The sequence below is a fragment of the Pseudomonas sp. BNK-7 genome (assembly GCF_048072025.1).
GTDB classification, from domain to species: domain Bacteria; phylum Pseudomonadota; class Gammaproteobacteria; order Pseudomonadales; family Pseudomonadaceae; genus Aquipseudomonas; species Aquipseudomonas danubii.
The window spans coordinates 213,674-231,407 of the sequence record NZ_CP182252.1; the positions used below are offsets into that span (position 1 = coordinate 213,674).

General features: G+C 61.7%; 18 protein-coding genes. 5 read left to right on the forward strand and 13 right to left on the reverse strand.

The window, feature by feature from the left end; translation table 11 throughout:
- Position 1: 1 nt before the first annotated feature.
- Genes rodA through ACMGF8_RS01030 form a run of 6 tightly spaced genes read right to left on the reverse strand, consistent with a single transcriptional unit; the run spans position 2 to position 5,914 of the window.
- Complete coding sequence (gene rodA / locus ACMGF8_RS01005) at positions 2-1,105, reverse strand: rod shape-determining protein RodA (RefSeq protein ID WP_102865347.1); 1,104 nt, start codon at positions 1,103-1,105, stop codon at positions 2-4.
- Positions 1,106-1,136: 31 nt separating this feature from the next.
- Positions 1,137-3,032, reverse strand: a complete 1,896-nt coding sequence (mrdA, locus tag ACMGF8_RS01010) for a penicillin-binding protein 2 (protein WP_102865346.1) — start codon at positions 3,030-3,032, stop codon at positions 1,137-1,139.
- Between the two features lie 12 nt (positions 3,033-3,044).
- A complete protein-coding gene (gene rlmH, locus ACMGF8_RS01015) occupies positions 3,045-3,512 on the reverse strand; it encodes a 23S rRNA (pseudouridine(1915)-N(3))-methyltransferase RlmH (protein ID WP_011063671.1) in 468 nt (155 codons plus the stop codon).
- A 9-nt stretch (positions 3,513-3,521) separates the two neighbouring features.
- The gene (rsfS, locus tag ACMGF8_RS01020; RefSeq protein ID WP_015637171.1) at positions 3,522-3,944 is read right to left on the reverse strand and encodes a ribosome silencing factor; all 423 of its coding nucleotides are present in this window, start codon (positions 3,942-3,944) and stop codon (positions 3,522-3,524) included.
- A 60-nt stretch (positions 3,945-4,004) separates the two neighbouring features.
- The gene (gene nadD / locus ACMGF8_RS01025; protein ID WP_102865345.1) at positions 4,005-4,649 is read right to left on the reverse strand and encodes a nicotinate-nucleotide adenylyltransferase; all 645 of its coding nucleotides are present in this window, start codon (positions 4,647-4,649) and stop codon (positions 4,005-4,007) included.
- The gene (locus ACMGF8_RS01030; protein WP_102865344.1) at positions 4,649-5,914 is read right to left on the reverse strand and encodes a glutamate-5-semialdehyde dehydrogenase; all 1,266 of its coding nucleotides are present in this window, start codon (positions 5,912-5,914) and stop codon (positions 4,649-4,651) included. The genes nadD and ACMGF8_RS01030 overlap by 1 nt, the downstream gene beginning before the upstream one ends.
- Before the next feature lie 175 nt (positions 5,915-6,089).
- Here ACMGF8_RS01030 and ACMGF8_RS01035 point away from each other — a divergent pair, with 175 nt between their 5' ends.
- Positions 6,090-6,776 carry a DNA-3-methyladenine glycosylase gene (locus tag ACMGF8_RS01035; RefSeq protein WP_102865343.1) on the forward strand — a complete coding sequence of 229 codons (687 nt, stop codon included), beginning with the start codon at positions 6,090-6,092 and terminating at the stop codon, positions 6,774-6,776.
- Positions 6,777-6,823: 47 nt separating this feature from the next.
- Entirely contained in the window at positions 6,824-8,140 is a 1,317-nt protein-coding gene (locus ACMGF8_RS01040; RefSeq protein WP_102865342.1) for a bifunctional DedA family/phosphatase PAP2 family protein, read from the forward strand.
- A gap of 43 nt (positions 8,141-8,183) precedes the next feature.
- On the opposite strand, the gene ACMGF8_RS01045 is transcribed toward ACMGF8_RS01040, so the two are convergent.
- The 3 genes from ACMGF8_RS01045 to ACMGF8_RS01055 are packed head-to-tail and all read right to left on the reverse strand — an operon-like array spanning position 8,184 to position 9,860.
- A complete protein-coding gene (locus tag ACMGF8_RS01045) occupies positions 8,184-8,774 on the reverse strand; it encodes an LON peptidase substrate-binding domain-containing protein (protein WP_102865341.1) in 591 nt (196 codons plus the stop codon).
- Positions 8,775-8,784: 10 nt separating this feature from the next.
- Positions 8,785-9,501 carry an LrgB family protein gene (locus tag ACMGF8_RS01050; protein WP_102865340.1) on the reverse strand — a complete coding sequence of 239 codons (717 nt, stop codon included), beginning with the start codon at positions 9,499-9,501 and terminating at the stop codon, positions 8,785-8,787.
- The gene (locus ACMGF8_RS01055; protein ID WP_115581012.1) at positions 9,498-9,860 is read right to left on the reverse strand and encodes a CidA/LrgA family protein; all 363 of its coding nucleotides are present in this window, start codon (positions 9,858-9,860) and stop codon (positions 9,498-9,500) included. Before ACMGF8_RS01055 ends, ACMGF8_RS01050 begins: the two co-directional genes overlap by 4 nt.
- A 178-nt stretch (positions 9,861-10,038) precedes the next feature.
- On the opposite strand from ACMGF8_RS01055, the gene ACMGF8_RS01060 reads away from it, so the two are divergent.
- The 3 genes from ACMGF8_RS01060 (at position 10,039) to ACMGF8_RS01070 (ending at position 12,986) form a co-directional block, all read left to right on the forward strand.
- Positions 10,039-10,494 (forward strand): MaoC family dehydratase, encoded by a 456-nt coding sequence (locus ACMGF8_RS01060; RefSeq protein ID WP_102865338.1) that lies wholly within the window; start codon positions 10,039-10,041, stop codon positions 10,492-10,494.
- 103 nt (positions 10,495-10,597) lie between these two features.
- Entirely contained in the window at positions 10,598-12,316 is a 1,719-nt protein-coding gene (locus tag ACMGF8_RS01065; RefSeq protein ID WP_102865337.1) for a C13 family peptidase, read from the forward strand.
- A gap of 28 nt (positions 12,317-12,344) precedes the next feature.
- Positions 12,345-12,986, forward strand: a complete 642-nt coding sequence (locus ACMGF8_RS01070; RefSeq protein ID WP_102865336.1) for an oxidoreductase — start codon at positions 12,345-12,347, stop codon at positions 12,984-12,986.
- Positions 12,987-13,047: 61 nt separating this feature from the next.
- Here ACMGF8_RS01070 and ACMGF8_RS01075 read toward each other — a convergent pair whose 3' ends face one another.
- The 4 genes from ACMGF8_RS01075 to ACMGF8_RS01090 form a co-directional block, all read right to left on the reverse strand.
- Positions 13,048-13,335: a YceK/YidQ family lipoprotein gene (locus tag ACMGF8_RS01075; RefSeq protein ID WP_102865335.1), complete on the reverse strand. Its 288-nt coding sequence runs from the start codon at positions 13,333-13,335 to the stop codon at positions 13,048-13,050.
- Positions 13,328-13,960 (reverse strand): flavin prenyltransferase UbiX, encoded by a 633-nt coding sequence (gene ubiX / locus ACMGF8_RS01080; RefSeq protein WP_102865334.1) that lies wholly within the window; start codon positions 13,958-13,960, stop codon positions 13,328-13,330. The genes ACMGF8_RS01075 and ubiX overlap by 8 nt, the downstream gene beginning before the upstream one ends.
- Entirely contained in the window at positions 13,957-15,306 is a 1,350-nt protein-coding gene (gene mpl, locus ACMGF8_RS01085) for a UDP-N-acetylmuramate:L-alanyl-gamma-D-glutamyl-meso-diaminopimelate ligase (RefSeq protein WP_102865333.1), read from the reverse strand. Before mpl ends, ubiX begins: the two co-directional genes overlap by 4 nt.
- A gap of 136 nt (positions 15,307-15,442) precedes the next feature.
- Positions 15,443-17,362, reverse strand: a complete 1,920-nt coding sequence (locus ACMGF8_RS01090; RefSeq protein ID WP_102865332.1) for a sigma-54-dependent Fis family transcriptional regulator — start codon at positions 17,360-17,362, stop codon at positions 15,443-15,445.
- Between the last annotated feature and the right edge of the window lie 372 nt (positions 17,363-17,734).

The following is a 17,734-nucleotide window of genomic DNA, read 5'->3' on the forward strand; positions in this document are numbered from 1 at the left end:
ATCAAACCTGCGCGATCCACTTGCGATGGGTATGGATCGACATCAAAACCCCAAACGCTGACAGTAGCGTCACCAGCGAAGTTCCTCCGTAGCTAATGAACGGCAACGGAACCCCCACTACCGGCAACAAGCCACTGACCATACCGATGTTGACGAAAACGTAAACAAAAAACGTCATGGTCAGGCTGCCTGCGAGCAACTTGCCGAACAGCGTCTGCGCCTGAGCGGTGATCACCAACCCGCGCCCGATCAACAGCAGGTAGATCAGCAGCAGCGCACAAATGCCCACCAGGCCGAACTCCTCGCCCATGACCGCAATAATGAAGTCGGTGTGGCTCTCCGGCAAAAAGTCCAGGTGCGACTGCGTACCCAGCAGCCAACCCTTGCCGAAAACCCCGCCGGAACCGATGGCCGCCTTGGACTGGATAATGTTCCAGCCCGTGCCCAGGGGGTCGCTCTCGGGGTCGAGAAAAGTCAGGATTCGCTGTTTCTGGTAGTCATGCATGATGAAGAACCACATGGCGATGGCCACCGGCACCGCGGCCGCCAGCACACTCAGAATCCAGCGCCAGCGCAGCCCACCCATGAACAGCACGAAGGCGCCACCGGCCAGGATCAGCAGGGCGGTGCCCAGGTCCGGCTGACGCACGATCAGGATGAACGGAATGCCGATCAGTATCAGGCTGATCCCCACATGCTTGAGATGGGGCGGCAAGGTGCGCTTGGACAGGTACCAGGCGATGGTCGCCGGCATGATGATCTTCATGAACTCCGACGGCTGGAAGCGGATCACCCCGGGAATGTTGATCCAGCGGGTCGCGCCCATGGCGTTGTGGCCCATGACGTCCACCACCACCAGCAACACCACGCCGAACACATAGCCCAGAGGCACCCAGCGCGCCATGAAACGTGGCTCGAACTGGGCGATGACAATCATCGACACCAAGCCGATGCCGAAGGACGTGGCCTGCTTGGCCAGCAGATCCCAGCTCTTGCCACTGGCGGAATACAGCACGAACAGGCTGCCGGCGGCCAGCGTCAACAGCAACACCAGCAAGGGGCCATCGATATGCAGGCGCTGCAACAGCGTCGCACGACGGCGCATCACATCCTCACTGGAGAGGATGCGGTCAAAATTACTCTTCACGGGCCGTAGCCTCCGCGCTGATAGGGCTGGCGAACTCAGGCTTGAGCTGGCCGTCCTGGCCGAGAAGCCAGGCATCCATCACCTGGCGCACCACGGGAGCCGCAACGCCGGAGCCCGACTCGCCGTTCTCGACCATGACCGAAACCACGATCTTGGGGTTTTCCGCCGGGGCGAAGCCGACAAACAGGGCGTGGTCGCGATGGCGCTCCTGAACCTTGGAGCGGTCGTATTTCTCGCCCTGCTTGATCGCCACCACCTGGGCAGTACCACTCTTGCCGGCAATCCGGTACTGCGAACCAACCGCAGCCTTGCGCGCAGTGCCGCGGGCGCCGTGCATCACCTGCTGCATGCCGTGATTGACCCTCATCCAGTCCGACGGGTCGCGCAGGACGATGTCCGGCATCGGGTTGTGATCCACCGGCTTCTCGCCTTCGATGCTCTTGGCCAGGTGCGGTCGGTTCCACTTGCCCTTGCTGGCAACCAGAGCGGTCGCCTGGGCCAGTTGCAACGGCGTCGACTGCATGTAGCCCTGGCCGATCCCGAGAATCAGGGTTTCTCCCGGGAACCAGGCCTGACGCCGGGTGGCGCGCTTCCACTCGCGAGTCGGCATCAGCCCCGGGGATTCCTCGAACATGTCCAGGGAGACCTTCTGGCCGATGCCGAACTTGGTCATGTAGGCCGAGAGCCGATCGATCCCCAGCTTGTGGGCCAGGTCATAGAAATAGGTGTCGTTGGACCGCATGATCGCGGTGTCCAGGTCGACATAACCGTCACCGCTTCGGTTCCAGTTGCGGTACTTGTGATCGTAGTTGGGCAGTTGGTAGTAGCCCGGGTCGTAAACGCGGGACGAGGCCGTCACCACCCCGGCATCCAGCCCGGCAATCGCCACCGCCGGCTTGATGGTCGAACCCGGTGGATACAGACCGCGCAGCACCCGGTTGAACAGCGGCCGATCAATGGAATCACGCAATTCGGCATAAGCCTTGAAGCTGATACCGGTGACGAACAGGTTCGGATCGAAACTTGGCTGGCTGACCATCGCCAGAACTTCCCCGGTGCTCGGGTCCAGCGCCACCACCGCACCGCGGCGGCCGCCCAGAGCCAGCTCCGCGGCCTCCTGCAACTTGATATCCAGGCTCAGGACAATGTCCTTGCCGGGAATCGGATCGGTGCGCTTGAGCACCCGCAGCACTCGGCCACGGGCGTTGGTTTCAACTTCCTCGTAACCCACCTGGCCATGCAATTCCGGCTCGTAGAAACGTTCGATGCCAGTCTTGCCGATATGGTGGGTGCCGCTGTAGTTCACCGGGTCCAGGGACTTCAGCTCTTTCTCGTTGATCCGCCCCATATAGCCCACGGAGTGCGCAAAGTGCGCGCCCTGCGGGTAGTGCCGGACCAGTTGCGCAACCACTTCCACCCCGGGCAGACGGAACTGGTTCACCGCAATGCGGGCTATCTGCTCTTCCGTCAACTCGAACAGGATCGGCACCGGTTCGAAAGGGCGCCGCCCCTGTTTCATGCGCTTTTCGAACAGCACCCGGTCTTCCGGGGTCAGTTCCAGCACCTCGACAATCACATCGAGGACCTGCTGCCAGTTGCCGGAACGTTCGCGGGTCATGCTCAGGCTGAAACTGGGCCGGTTATCAGCAACTACCACGCCATTGCGGTCGAAAATCAGTCCGCGAGTCGGGGGAATCGGCTGCACATGCACCCGATTGTTCTCCGACAGCGTGGAGTGATAGTCGTACTGAATCACCTGCAGGTAATACAGCCGGGCAATCAGCACGCCAATCAGGCAGACCACCATAATGGCGCCGAACACGACCCGGCTACGCACCAGACGGGCGTCTTTTTCGTGGTCCTTGATGCGGATCGGCTGGGACATTAGGGGCGCGGGCTACTTGTGGTAAGGGTGCCCGGACAACACGGTCCAGGCGCGATACAGCTGTTCACCGATGAGAATCCGCACCAGCGGGTGCGGCAAGGTCAGCGGCGACAGCGACCAACGCTGATCCGCTCGCGCACAGACTTCCGGCGCCAGCCCTTCCGGGCCGCCGACCATGAAATTCACGGTGCGCGAATCGAGACGCCAACGATCCAGTTCCACCGCCAACTGCTCGGTGCTCCAGGGTTTGCCGTGCACCTCGAGGGTGACGATGCGCTCGTTATGCCCGACCTTGGCCAGCATGGCTTCGCCTTCCTGACGGATAAAGCGAGCCACGTCGGCGTTCTTGCCCCGGGTATTGAGCGGAATTTCCACCAGTTCCAGCGCCAGCTCGGAGGGCAGACGCTTGGCATACTCGTGCCACCCCTCTTCCACCCACTTGGGCATGCGTGAACCAACAGCGATCAGACGCAGGCGCACAGCTGTCCCTTATTGCTGGTCTTTGTTGAGCTTGGTGAAGTGCTCGTGGCCATGCTCCGGGCTGTGGTGCTTGCCATCGGCCGCGCGGCTCTGCTCTGCGCCCTGCCACAGACGCTCCAGGTCATAGAACTGACGAGCCGAGGCAGTCATCATGTGCACGATCACATCGTCCAGGTCCAGCAGCACCCAGTCGCTGTCGCCCTTGCCTTCTTCACCCAGCGGACGCACGCCCTGGGCCTTGACCATCTCGCGGACCTTTTCCAGCATCGCGCCGATCTGGCGATTGGAGGTACCGGTGGCGATGATCATGTAGTCAGTGATGCTTTGCTTGTCGCGAACATCGATCACCAGGACATCCTGGGCCTTGACGTCTTCCAGCGCGGCAACAGCCACCTTGACCAGATCTTCGCCTTTCATTACTTGGTTAGTCATATAAAACTCGTTCAGCTCGTATGTTTGGAGCGCCGCTCAGCACAGGCCGGCAGCGTTCCTTCAGTTCGGCGCACGGTAAAGTCCGTGAGCATCGATATAGGCCAGGACCGCGTCAGGCACCAGGAAACGTACCGACTTACCGCTGGCCAGCAGTTGACGGATCTGGGTGGCGGACACCGCAAGCGGCGTCTGCCAGACGAATGCAATGTGTCCCCCCGGCCCTTGCAGGGCCAGTGGGTCGCTCACCGAGCGCGCCGCCAACAGGTTGCGCAAGGCATCCGGTGGCTCGCTGTCGGCATCCGGGCGTTGCAGCACCAGGATGTGGCAATGCTGGAGTAATTCTTCCCAACGATGCCAGGTGGGCAGGCCGCAAAACGCGTCCCAGCCCAGTAACAGAAACAACTGGTCATCCGCGGCCAACTCGGCCCGCATCTGCTCCAGGGTGTCGATGGTGTAGGACGGCTTGTCCCGTTTCAGCTCACGGTCGTCCACCACCAGGGGTGAAACGCCCGCCACCGCATATTCGACCATCGCCAGACGATCGAGCGCCGACACCTGCGGTGTATCCCGATGCGGCGGCCTGGCACTGGGTGTCAGGCGCAGCTCATCGAGTTGCATGGATTCAGCCACCTCCAGCGCACCACGCAAGTGGCCGATATGCACTGGATCGAAGGTGCCGCCCAGCAGACCGATACGTTTACCCATCAAGTGCGCACGTGACCGTCGCCGAAAACCACATACTTCTCGCTGGTCAAGCCTTCCAGGCCCACCGGGCCACGGGCGTGCAGCTTGTCGGTAGAAATGCCGATCTCAGCGCCCAGGCCATATTCGAAACCGTCGGCAAAGCGCGTAGAGGCATTGACCATGACCGAACTGGAGTCCACTTCATTGAGGAAGCGCCGAGCGTCACTGAAGTTCTCGGTGACGATGGAGTCAGTATGGTGCGAGCCGTAAGTGTTGATGTGTTCGATGGCCTGCTCCAGGTTGTCCAGCACCCGGATCGAGAGGATCGGCGCGGTGTACTCGGTGCGCCAGTCTTCTTCGGTCGCTTGCAGCACATCAGCGCCAAGAATTCCTCGGGTTTGCTCGCAGCCACGCAACTCGACGCCCTTGTCGCGATAGATCGCAGCCAATGGCGGCAATACGCGCTCGGCAATGGCGGCGTGAACCAGCAGGGTTTCCATGGTGTTGCACGGCGCGTAGCGCTGGGTCTTGGCGTTATCGGCAATACGAATCGCCTTGTCCAGGTCCGCCGCCACATCGATATACACGTGGCAGACGCCGTCCAGGTGCTTGATCACCGGAACTTTGGCATCGCGGCTGACCCGCTCGATCAGGCTCTTGCCGCCACGAGGCACAATTACGTCGACAAACTCGGGCATGGTGATCAACGCACCCACCGCGGCGCGATCAGTGGTTTCCACCACTTGCACCACGTGAGGCGGCAGATCGGCAGCCGCCAATCCCTGCTGAATGCAGGTGGCAATGGCACGGTTGGAATGAATGGCCTCGGAACCACCCCGCAGGATGGTGGCGTTGCCGGACTTCAGGCACAGGCTGGCAGCATCGATGGTCACGTTCGGACGGGACTCGTAGATGATGCCGATCACTCCCAGGGGCACACGCATCTTGCCCACCTGGATGCCCGAAGGCAGGTAGCGCATGTCGCGGATTTCACCGATGGGGTCAGGCAGCTTGGCCACCTGACGCAGGCCTTCGATCATTTCATCGATACGCGCCGGAGTCAGCGCCAGACGATCCAGCAGAGCCGGTTCCAGACCATTGGCCCGGCCGTTGGCCAGGTCCTGCTCGTTGGCTGCGGTCAGCTCCGGTCGCGCAGCGTCCAAGGCATCGGCAGCCGCCAACAGCGCACGGTTCTTCTGCGCAGTGGTGGCACGGGCGATCACCCGGGAAGCTTGGCGGGCAGCGCGACCCAAACGGGTCATGTAGTCAAGAACGGACTCAGTCATGGTCTGGTGTGGTCTTGGCAAAGAGGAAAGCGGCTGATTATAGCTGTCGCGCCCGTTCACGGACAGCGGTCACAGGCGGATGGTCGAAATGGAGTGTAAATACCCGCAGTTCAGCCTGAATTAAGCCTGGAGTTGTTACCATTACGTCACTTTTTCCGCCATAACCCTCGTCACCATGTCCATCCTGACCTCTGCGAACCCGCCCAAAGCCTTGCCTGACGGCTTTTTCGACCGTGACGCCGAGCTTTTGGCCCGTGAACTGCTGGGCAAAGTCATTCGCCATAAAGTCGGCGAGCTGTGGTTATCCGCGCGCATTATCGAAACCGAAGCCTATTACTGCGAGGAAAAAGGCAGCCACGCCTCCCTCGGCTACACAGAAAAGCGTAAGGCTTTGTTTCTCGATGGCGGCCACATCTATATGTATTACGCACGCGGTGGCGACTCGTTGAACTTCAGCGCCCAGGGGCCCGGCAATGCGGTACTGATCAAGTCCGCCTATCCCTGGGTTGACACTGTCTCCGGCCCGGCCAGCCTGGCGCAGATGCTACTGAACAACCCGGACGCCAGTGGCCGCCCGCGCCCCTCGCAAAAGCTATGCGCCGGCCAGACCCTGCTGTGCAAGGCCATGGGCTTGAAAGTCCCAATCTGGGATGCAAAGCGCTTCGATCACGAAACCCTTTTCGTCGAGGACGTCGGCAGCGCAGTGCCGCACATCATCCAGACCACCCGCCTGGGTATCCCCCGCGGTCGTGACGAACACCTGATGTACCGCTTCGTCGATGCCGCCTATGCGCCCTACTGCACACGGAACCCGCTGCGCCGTGGCCAAGTCGAAGGTCGCGACTACCTGATCCTCGACTGATTAGCGCAACCCCGTACCCGCCAGACACTGACAATGGAGTTGAAATTATGGGCCCATGGCTCGACAGCGTGACCGCCTGGCTGACCACCAACCCGCAATGGCTGGCCGCCGCTGTATTTATTGTGGCCTGCGTGGAGTGCCTGGCCATTGCCGGCCTGATCGTTCCGGGAACGGTGCTACTGTTCGCGATTGCCGTGCTGGCGGGCAACGGCGCGCTGTCACTGGGAGAAACCCTGCTTCTGGGGTTGTTCGGCGGTTTGCTCGGGGACGTGGTGTCCTACCTGCTGGGGCGTCACTTTCACCAAAGCATCCGGCGCCTGCCGGGACTGCGCCATCATCCGGAATGGATCAACGGCGCCGAAGCCTATTTTCAGCGTTACGGCATCGCCAGTCTGCTGGTAGGACGCTTCATCGGCCCGCTGCGGCCAATGTTGCCAATGGTTGCCGGCATGTTCGACATGCCATTTGTACGATTTTTCGCCGTCAGCCTGCTGGCAGCCGCGGGCTGGTCGGTGGCTTACCTGCTGCCAGGCTGGGCCACGGGTGCGGCGATTCGCCTGCCGCTGCCCGAAGGCTTCTGGCCACAAGCCGGTGTGGTAGCTGGCAGCCTCGCAATACTGATCGGCTTGAGCGTCGCCAGCAGCCTGCGTCGCCATCGTCGGGCTACCCTGCTGATGTCCGGCCTGAGCCTGTTGATCCTGGCAGGGCTGTTCATCGGTTACCCCTATCTCACGCAGTTCGACCAGGGGCTGATCGCCCTGGTGCAGGAACACCGGAACCCGACCCTGGACAAGATCATGGTGATGGTCACCCAGATCGGCGAGTTTCGCGCCATGTTCATCATCAGCGCAGTACTGACCCTGCTACTTCTGGCCCTGCGCCAATGGCGTCACGCCGTATTCGCCGGCGCCACCCTGATGTGCACCGCACTGGCCAACACTGCCAGCAAATGGTTCTTTGCGCGGGTACGTCCCGAGGTCCTGACCGAGCCCCTCACCAGTTTCAGCATGCCCAGCGGGCACTCTTCTGGCTCCTTCGCCCTGTTCCTGACCCTGGCGGTATTGGCAGGCCGTGGCCAGCCACCACGAATGCGCCTGACCTGGCTGCTGCTGGGCTGCCTGCCGGCGGCATCCATTGCCTTGTCCCGGGTCTACTTGGGGGCTCATTGGCCAACCGACATTCTCGCCGGTGCCATGCTCGCGACCTGTGTCTGCGCCGCCAGCCTGACCCTGATTCAATGGCAAGAATCGCTCAAGCCGATGTCGGCCAAGGTCTGGTGGCTGCTACTGCCAGTCATGCTGCTGTTGTGCGGGTTCATGGCGACACGGCATCTGCCTCACGCCCTGCTGCGATACGCCTATTAAGCGTGCAGGCGGCAACCTGTAGCCGCCGCTAGAGGTTCAGGTCTCAGGCGAAGAGCTCGCCCTGCAGTTCATCCAGCAGTTGCTGGATGGCATCGAGACGCTGCTGCGGATCATCCAGTTGCAGCAGGTCGATCTTGTCCTGTTCGGAAAAGGGCAACAGGTAGGCCAGCTGATTGGCCAGGGACAATTGCCCCTGGGCCTCGCTGCCCATGTCCAGGGCCTCCACCATCGGATGCTCGGCCAGAGCCTTGAGCAGCGCGATCAGGTCTGCGTCCTCATCCTGCAATGGTTGCTCCGCAGCCTCCGCCAGCCACTGGACCTGGGCCACCGTCAGTTGGTCTTTCTGCACTTCGCTCTCCAGCACGCGGAAGCGTCGACCACCCTTGACCCTGATTCCCAGCAGTCCATTGTCCTGCTGGTGAAAGTCGGTAATCAGTGCTTCGCACCCCACCAGGGCATAGCCTGGCGCGGCCGTACCGACCTCCTCGCCCTCCAGGATGCACACCACCCCGAAGCCGCAACCCTGCTTCATGCAGCGGCCGATCATGTCCAGGTAGCGCGCCTCGAAAATCTGCAGATCGAGGATGCAGTCAGGGAACAGCACAGTATTCAAAGGAAACAGCGCCAGGCTCATACACCCATCCTTAAACCAGCAAAGACACCGCCAACGGCAGCAGTACCGCCGTGGCCACGCCCATCAGACTCATGGCCAGCGCCGCAAAGGCGCCGCACTCCTCACTCTCCTGCAAGGCCACCGAAGTGCCCACCGCATGGGCGGTCATGCCCAGGGCCATGCCTCGCGCCTCAGGCCCATGAACGCCCAGGCGGTCGAGGATACTCGGGCCGAAGATCGCCCCGATCACCCCGGTAATCAGCACGAACACCGCCGCCAGAGCCGCGACGCCACCAATCTGCTCGGCCACCAGCATAGCGATCGGCGAAGTCACCGACTTGGGTGCCATGGTCATGAGGATCATGTGCTCAGCACCGAACCACCACCCCAGCAGTACCCCCAGGCCGGTGGCCAGCACCCCGCCCACCACCAGCGTAGTCAATATCGGCCAGAACAATTGGCGGATGCGCCGCAAGTTGAGGTACAGGGGCACCGCCAGGGCCACCGTGGCAGGGCCCAGCAGAATGCTCAGAATCTCGGTGCTCTTGCGGTACTCCGCATAACTCAAACCACAGCCGAGCAGCACACCGATCACCAGCAGCATGGACACTAGTACCGGCTGCAGGAACATCCAGCGAGTTTTCTCAAAGGCCGCCAGCACCAACTGGTAGGCACCCAGGGTGATGCCGATGCCGAACAGCGGATGGTGAATCACCGCCGCCCAGGCGCCTTGCCAATCAACACTCATTGACTGTCCTCCTGGCGGGACTGGCGCTTGACCAGGCGCTGCATCAGCACACCGACAAAGGCCATGGAGATCACCAGAGACAGCACCAGCGCGCCACTGATCGCCCAGAAGTCCGCGGCAATATCCCGGGCATAGACCATCACTCCGACCGCAGGCGGCACCAGTAACAGCGGCAGGTATCGCAGCAAACTGCTGGCCGCCAGGTTCAACGGCTCGCCCACTTCGCCGCGCACCACCAGAAAAACCAGCAGCAACAACAGGCCGATGATCGGCCCGGGAAGTACGGGCAACAGCAGATGATTGAGCGCCGTGCCGAGCAATTGGAACAGCACCAGCCATGTCAAACCGCGTAACAACATACCGCCTCTCCAGCCAGATCCCGTGGCGCATTATAAGCACGCAGGCGCTATGAACCGGCATTCGCCAAAAGCATGGATGTTTACCGGGAAGGATCGCCATGATGATCTAAAGTGGATACTTCAGACCACAAAGCACTGGGTCGAATACTAAAAAATCGTTGAACCAAGGAGAGTCTCAATGCCCTATGTTCCTGTTGCAGAGCTCAAAGATTATGTCGGGAAGGAACTCGGACGTTCCGCGTGGCTCACCATTGACCAGGAGCGTATCAACCTGTTCGCCGAAGCCACTGGCGACTTCCAGTTCATTCACGTGGACCCGGTCAAGGCAGCGAAAACGCCGTTCGGCACCACCATCGCCCACGGGTTCCTGACCCTGTCGCTGATCCCCAAACTGATGGAAGACATCCTCGTGCTGCCCGAGGGCCTGAAGATGGTGGTCAACTATGGCCTGGACAGCGTGCGCTTCATCCAGCCGGTGAAAGTCGACTCCAAGGTGCGTCTCAAGGTCGAACTGACCGACGTCACCGAGAAGAAACCCGGCCAATGGCTGCTCAAGGCCACGGCCACCCTGGAAATCGACGGCGAGGAAAAACCTGCCTATATCGCTGAGCCTCTTTCGCTCTGCTTCGTCTGAAATGTCCCTGATGCGAAACAGCTCATGCTGTTTCGCTCAACCTCTCTATATATAAGTCACACCGCTGCGGCATACTCGGTCCCCTAATTATCCGGAACCCGTTATGCGCCCACTTGTACCCCTGGTCTTGACTCTCTTGCTCAGCGCTTGCGGAGACGGCGAATCGCTGTTGCCGCCCGATGCCCGACTGCCCGACGGCGGGCGCTATCGCGGCGACCTGGTCAATGGCCTGCTCCAGGGACAGGGACGCATCGACTACCCCAACGGCAGCTGGTACGCCGGCCAGTTCGACAAGGGCCAATGGCATGGCCAGGGCGAATGGCACGGGAGCAATGGCGAGGTCTATCGCGGCCAGTTCCAGCAAGGGCTGTTCCACGGGCAAGGCACCCTGACCACCAAGGACAGCAGCTACAGCGGCGGCTTCAAACTAGGCCGCCGGGACGGCGAAGGCACCCTCAAAGAAGACGGCATGACCTATCGCGGCGAGTTCAAGGCCGACCTGTACTCGGGCCTGGGCCGCCTGGAGCTGGAGGACGGCAGCCAGTACCAGGGGCAATTCGCCAAGGGCAAGCCCAATGGCGAAGGCCAGCGCAGCGATGCCAGCGGCAACCAGTTCAGCGGCAACTTCGTCAACGGCCAACTGGAAGGCAACGGCACCTTCAACAGCGCCGAAGGCGACATTTATGTCGGTGGTTTCAAACACAACCAGCTCAATGGCAAGGGCCGCTACGAAAACTCCGACGGCGACGTCTGGATCGGCCAGTTCAAGGAAGGCGCCCTGGGTGGCAAGGGCGAGCTGATCGGCGCCGATGGCAGCCATTATGTCGGCACCTTCAGCGACTGGCGCTTCAGCGGCGAAGGACGACTGAACCTCAGTGACGGCAGCTTCTACATCGGCGGCTTCGACAGCGACAACTACCAGGGCCACGGTGTGCTGGTGCTGCGCGATGGCAGTGTGCAAAGCGGTATCTGGAGCAATGGCATGCGGGTTCGCGACGCCGACGGCAAACTACTGCCGGACCCCTTGGAAACTGCTCTGCTGGTCCAGGGTCGCCTGCTCAAGGAGGCCCTCGATGCGGTGCCTGCCTCCAGCCCGACCATCGAACTCTATAGCCTGACCCTGGCCGGCGACGGCAAGCAGAGTGTCTTCCTGCGCGAAGCCGACTACGTCAGCAACATGCTCGCGAGCCGCTTCGGCGCCTACGGTCAGATCCGCCTGGTCAACCACCGGGACCACCTGATGAACCGGCCCATGGCCACCCGGGAGAACCTGCGCCGCGCCGCACAGACCCTGGCCGAACGCAGCGGCCCCGAGGACCTGGTGTTCATCTACCTCACCAGCCATGGCACCAGCGAGCACGAACTGGTACTGGATCAGCCGCGCATGGAGTTGACCGACCTACCAGCCGATGAACTGGCCATCGCCTTGGCCCCCCTGAAAAACCGCGACAAGATCATCGTCATCTCGTCCTGCTACTCGGGCGGTTTCATCCCTGCGCTCAAGGACGAACGAACCCTGATCATGACCGCCTCCCAGGCCGACCGGGTATCTTTCGGCTGTTCCGAAGAAGCCGACTTCACCTACTTCGGCGATGCTATGTTCGCCCAGGCACTGAACCAGACCGACGACCTGGAGCACGCCTTCAAGCTGGCCCGGGCCACTGTGGCCGAACGTGAACAGGCCGATGGTTTCGAAGCGTCAGAACCACAGATCTGGGCCCCCAAAGGCGTGATCGCGCATTGGCAACAATTGCGCAAACAGCAGGCACGAAAAGCGCTGCAAAGTGTCTCTATAGGCAGCAAGGAAGCACAGAGCAACTAAGCTGAAACAGTATCAAGGGGGAATGACTATGTACTTGACGCCTCAGCATATCCTGCTCGCCGGCGCCTCCGGACTGACCGGAGAGCATCTGCTCGATCGCCTGCTCAACGAGCCCACCATCATTCGTGTTCTGGCACCCAGCAGACGCCCGCTAAGCAAGCACCCACGCCTGGAGAACCCCGTCGGCGATCCGGCGGTATTCCTGCCGCAACTGAGCGGCAAGGTGGAGATCGCCTTCTGCTGCCTGGGCACCACCATCAAGCAGGCGGGTTCCGAAGCGGCCTTTCGCGCGGTGGACCTGGACATGGTGGTGGCCTTCGGCAAACGCGCCCTGGAAATGGGCGCGCGGCACCTGATAGTGGTCAGCGCCCTGGGCGCCGACCCCAAGTCATCGATTTTCTACAACCGGGTCAAAGGTGAAATGGAAGAGGCCCTTAAGCAGCAGGGCTGGCCACAGCTGACCATTTGCCGGCCGTCACTGCTGCTGGGAGACCGGATCGAACCGCGCCTGACCGAACAACTGGCCGGCCCGTTGTCGCGACTGATCCCGGGCAAGTACCACGGCATCGAAGCCTGCCAGTTGGCACGCGCCATGTGGCGGTTGGCCCTGGAAGAGCAAAGCGGCACTCGGGTCGTCGAATCCGATGAGTTGCGCAAGCTAGGTAAATAAAGCACTCGCCGGCAATCCGGTTCCTGCACATAGCTGCAGGAACCGGATTGCCGGCGAAACACTACAACCCGCCCGTTGCCTGAAACCCCACCCCCAACACTGTCAGCACCGACAACGGCAGCAACAGCGTATCGAGCAAGGCGCTGGCCGGCAGGTCTACTCCCGGATAGCTCGGTGCCTCGGCGCCAAAGCGGTCCATGGCACAGCAACCACCCTGCATGGCATAAAGATCCAGGCGCGTCCCCGAATACACCACCGGCGCCCCAGGTTGTGCAGCGTTCAAGGTGCGGACCGTGGCACAGCCCCCCAACTGCAGGGCAGCCAGCAGCATCAGCAGGGATTTATTCATCGCTGCTCAAATGATGCTCGCCCCAGCGCGGCAACATGTCCTGGGGGATGTTCAGCAGATTGAGAATCCGCGCCACGACGAAGTCCACCAGGTCATCGATGGTCTGCGGCTGATGATAGAAACCCGGCGAGGCCGGCAGGATAGTCACGCCCATGTTCGACAACTTGAGCATGTGCTCCAGATGAATGCTGGAGTAGGGAGCCTCGCGAGGCACCAGAATCAACTGCCGGCGCTCCTTGAGGGTCACGTCCGCAGCCCGTTCGATCAGGTTGTTGCAAGCCCCGGTAGCAATCGCCGACAAGGTGCCGGTGGAGCAAGGCACCACCACCATCGCCGCCGGCGAGCCGGAACCCGAGGCTACCGGCGACATCCAGTCTTCCTTGCCGTACACCCGGATCTGCCCCGCCGCCGCACCGGTGTACTCGGTGAGAAAGGCCTGCATCATCTGCGGCTTGGGCGGCAGGGTCACATCGGTTTCCGTGGCCATGACCAACTGCGCAGCCTTTGAGATCAGAAAGTGCACTTCCCGATCCTCACGCACCAGGCAATCCAGCAGGCGCAAACCGTACTGGGCGCCCGAGGCACCGGTCATGGCCAGGGTGATGCGTTCCGGGCCGTTGCTCATTGCAGTGCCTCGGCCAGTTTGCCGTGCAGGCCGCCGAAGCCGCCGTTGCTCATGATCACCACCTGGGTGCCCGGCTTGGCCTGGCTTTTCACCCGTTCGATGATGCCTTCCAGAGAGTCGCTGACAATCGATGGCACCGAACACAAGGCCGCCGTTGCCGCCAGGTCCCAGCCCAGGTTGGCCGGTGCGTACCAGATCACCTGATCGGCCTGGTTGACGCTTTCCGGCAGCCCATCACGGTGGGCGCCAAGCTTCATGGAGTTGGAGCGCGGCTCGATGATGGCGATCACCGGTGCGTCGCCGACCCGCTTGCGCAGGCCGTCCAGGGTGGTGGCGATGGCCGTCGGGTGGTGGGCGAAGTCATCGTAGATGGTCACGCCATGCACTTCGGCGACCTTCTCCATGCGGCGCTTCACGCTCTTGAACGCACTCAGGCCAGCAATGCCCATCGACGGCACCACGCCAACATGACGAGCAGCGGCCAGCGTCGCCAGGGCATTGGCCACGTTGTGCTGCCCGGTCAGTTCCCACTCCACCACGCCCTGGCTCACGCCCTCGAACATCACTTCAAAGGCCGAACCGTCGGCACTGAGCAACTTGACCTGCCACTGACCATCGGCACCGGTGGTCTGCACCGGCGTCCAGCAGCCCATCTCGATGACCCGCTGCAAGGCAGGTTCGGTGGTGGGATGAATCACCAGGCCTTCGCTGGGAATGGTCCGCACCAGATGGTGGAACTGCCGCTCGATGGCTGCCAGGTCAGGGAAGATGTCCGCATGGTCGAACTCAAGGTTATTGAGGATTGCGGTGCGCGGGCGGTAGTGGACAAACTTCGAGCGCTTGTCGAAGAACGCGCTGTCGTACTCATCGGCCTCGATCACGAAGAACGGTGTGTCGCCCAGGCGGGCCGAAACGGCGAAATTCTGCGGCACCCCACCAATCAGGAAGCCCGGGCTCATGCCGGCATGCTCCAGTACCCAGGCCAGCATGCTGCTGGTGGTGGTCTTGCCGTGGGTGCCGGCTACCGCCAAGACCCAGCGCCCTTGCAGGACATGGTCCGCCAACCACTGCGGGCCGGAAACATAGGGCAGGCCTTTGTTCAGCACATACTCCACGGCCGGGTTGCCCCGGGACATGGCATTGCCGATCACCACCAGATCCGGAGCCGGGTCCAGCTGGGCCGGGTCATAGCCTTGAGTCAGCTCGATGCCCTGGGCTTGCAGCTGGGTGCTCATGGGGGGATAGACGTTAGCGTCGGAGCCGGTGACATGATGGCCCAGTTCTTTAGCCAGAACCGCCATCGAGCCCATGAAAGTGCCGCAGATACCGAGAATATGGATGTGCATAGTCGACCTCATAAAACATCGGCGCAGGTTAGCCTAGAGGGCTGCAAATCGCACCCATTAGCTGACCGGGAGGCTGCTGAGCTTGCCGCTGCTGGCACAAGGCAAGCGGCCCTGTACCGGCAGTCACAGGTGCGGTTTAACGCGCAATACCGTGTTTGCGCAGCTTTCTATAGAGGGTGTTGCGGCTGACCCCCAGCTGTTCGGCGGTATGGGTCATGTGCCAGCGCTGTTGCTCCAGGGCTGCCAGTAGCGCAACCCGCTCGGCGTCCTCCAGGGGGCGCTCCTGTGCTTCGGCAACCGGCTCGCCAACCGGCGCCGGGCGGCTGTTGCGGATCAGCGGCGGCAGGTCTTCCAGACCAATGCGGCCGTTTTCACACAAGGCCGCCAGGGTTCGCAGGACGTTGCGCAATTGCCGCACGTTTCCCGGCCAGGAATAACTCAACAGGCTCTGACGCGCCGCTTCGTCCAGCACCACCGGTTGCCCGCCCGCTTCTTCGGCCAGGAGAAAGTCCAGCAACTGGGATTTGTCGCTGCGCTCGCGCAGGGCCGGCAGCGCGATCTCAAGACCATTGAGCCGGTAATACAGATCCTCACGGAAACTGCCGTCGCGGACCCGCTCCAGCAGATCCCGGTGGGTGGCGCTGATGATCCGCACGTTGACCGATTGCGGCTCACCGCCAATCGGCACCACCAGGCGATCTTCCAACACCCGTAGCAAACGCGTCTGCAGGGCCAGGGGCATATCGCCGATTTCATCGAGGAACAAAGTGCCGCCATCGGCCTGCTGCAACTTGCCGCGCATGCCCTCCTTGCGTGCCCCGGTAAAGCTGCCGCCGCGATAACCGAAGAGTTCGCTCTCGATCAGGCTCTCCGGAATCGCCGCGCAATTGAGGGCGACAAAGGTTTTATCCGAACGAGCACTGCCCTGGTGCACGGCCTTGGCGAAAGCCTCCTTGCCGGAGCCGGTTTCACCATTGATCAACAGCGGCACATCACGCTCGAACACCCGCGAGGCCCGGCGAAAATCATTCTGCAGCCCTTCATCCCCAAGGCAGATGCTTGAAGTGCGTGGCGACGTAACACCAGCCGGCACCCGCGGCGCAGGTTGCGATACCGGGTGCGGCTGACCGCGCAACAAGGCAAACAAGCGCCGCCCATCCCGAGTACGCAAGGGCCAACTGGCGCTGGCATTGATGCTGGCGCGACTGAGCAATTCATCCAGGGAACAGTCGAAAAAGCTGTCCACCGGCTTGCCCAGCAAACCACCGCGAATATGCCCCAGCAGATTCAGGGCGCTCTGGTTCACCGCACAGATTCGCCCTTCGCCGTCAAATGCCAGCAAACCCTCGCTGAACAGCCCCACAGACTCCGCCTGCAGATGAAAGCGCAGCAGCCACTGGTTCTCGAAATAACGCAGGAAATAGCAGCTCTCGATCATTTTCGCCGAGAGATTGACCAAAGCCATGGTGTGGAACTGACTCTGCCGGGAAACGTCCTGACGCGCCGAGGACACATCCAGCACCGCCAGCAATTCGCCATGGGGATCGAACACCGGGCTCGCCGAGCAGGTCAGGCCAGTGTGCCGGCCACGGAAGTGCTCGCCCTGGTGAATGGTCAGCGACTGGCGCTCCACCAGGCAGGTGCCAATACCGTTGGTGCCTTCCCGGGCCTCGCTCCAGTCGGCGCCCAGCCAGAGACCGGCATGCTCGAAAATCTTGCGCTCGCTAGGGGCGGTGATGCAGTTGAGGATCACCCCCCGGGCATCGGTCAGCAGCACGGCATGGCCCGCGCCGGACAATTGCTGGTGCAGGTTGGCCATCTCGGTGCCGGCTATTTGCAGCACATCCTGCAGGCGTTCGCGACTTTCCAGCAGGCGACCATGCTCCAGCACTGTGGGGGCCATGGCCTGGGCCGGATCCAGGTGATAGTCCTCAAGGCAGCGCAGCCAGGAGCGAGCAATGGAAGGATCGCTGCCGGGGCCCTGCAAATGGGCTTTACCCTGGGCCACCGTCAGCACCTGCTGGGCATGTCGACTCAGATGATTACTACTGTGCATTTCTTATTATTCTCCTGATGCGCTGTCACGCTCAGACGGAACACTGGCGCCGCTGCAGGCCGCAATCGGCCCTGTAAAGAAGGACAGACCATCAGATCTATCCGACAAGATTCGACACGCGAACCAGCATCCTCCAGCCGCTGTTTCATTGCAATGCCGGCTTGACCCATGAGTCACAGCTTGTGCCATCCAGGTTACAAACTGTCACTCAGTGCCGTACCAGATTCGTCACACGCTGCCGTTGGCACCGCTTCGAAACATCCGCAAACCCTTGATTCGTATGGCCTGCACCCCACTGGCCCGACCTTTGCTCTACGCTTGGTATGCGCTATAGCGCGTCCTCCCCCATAAGCATAAAAGCCAGGAGATACC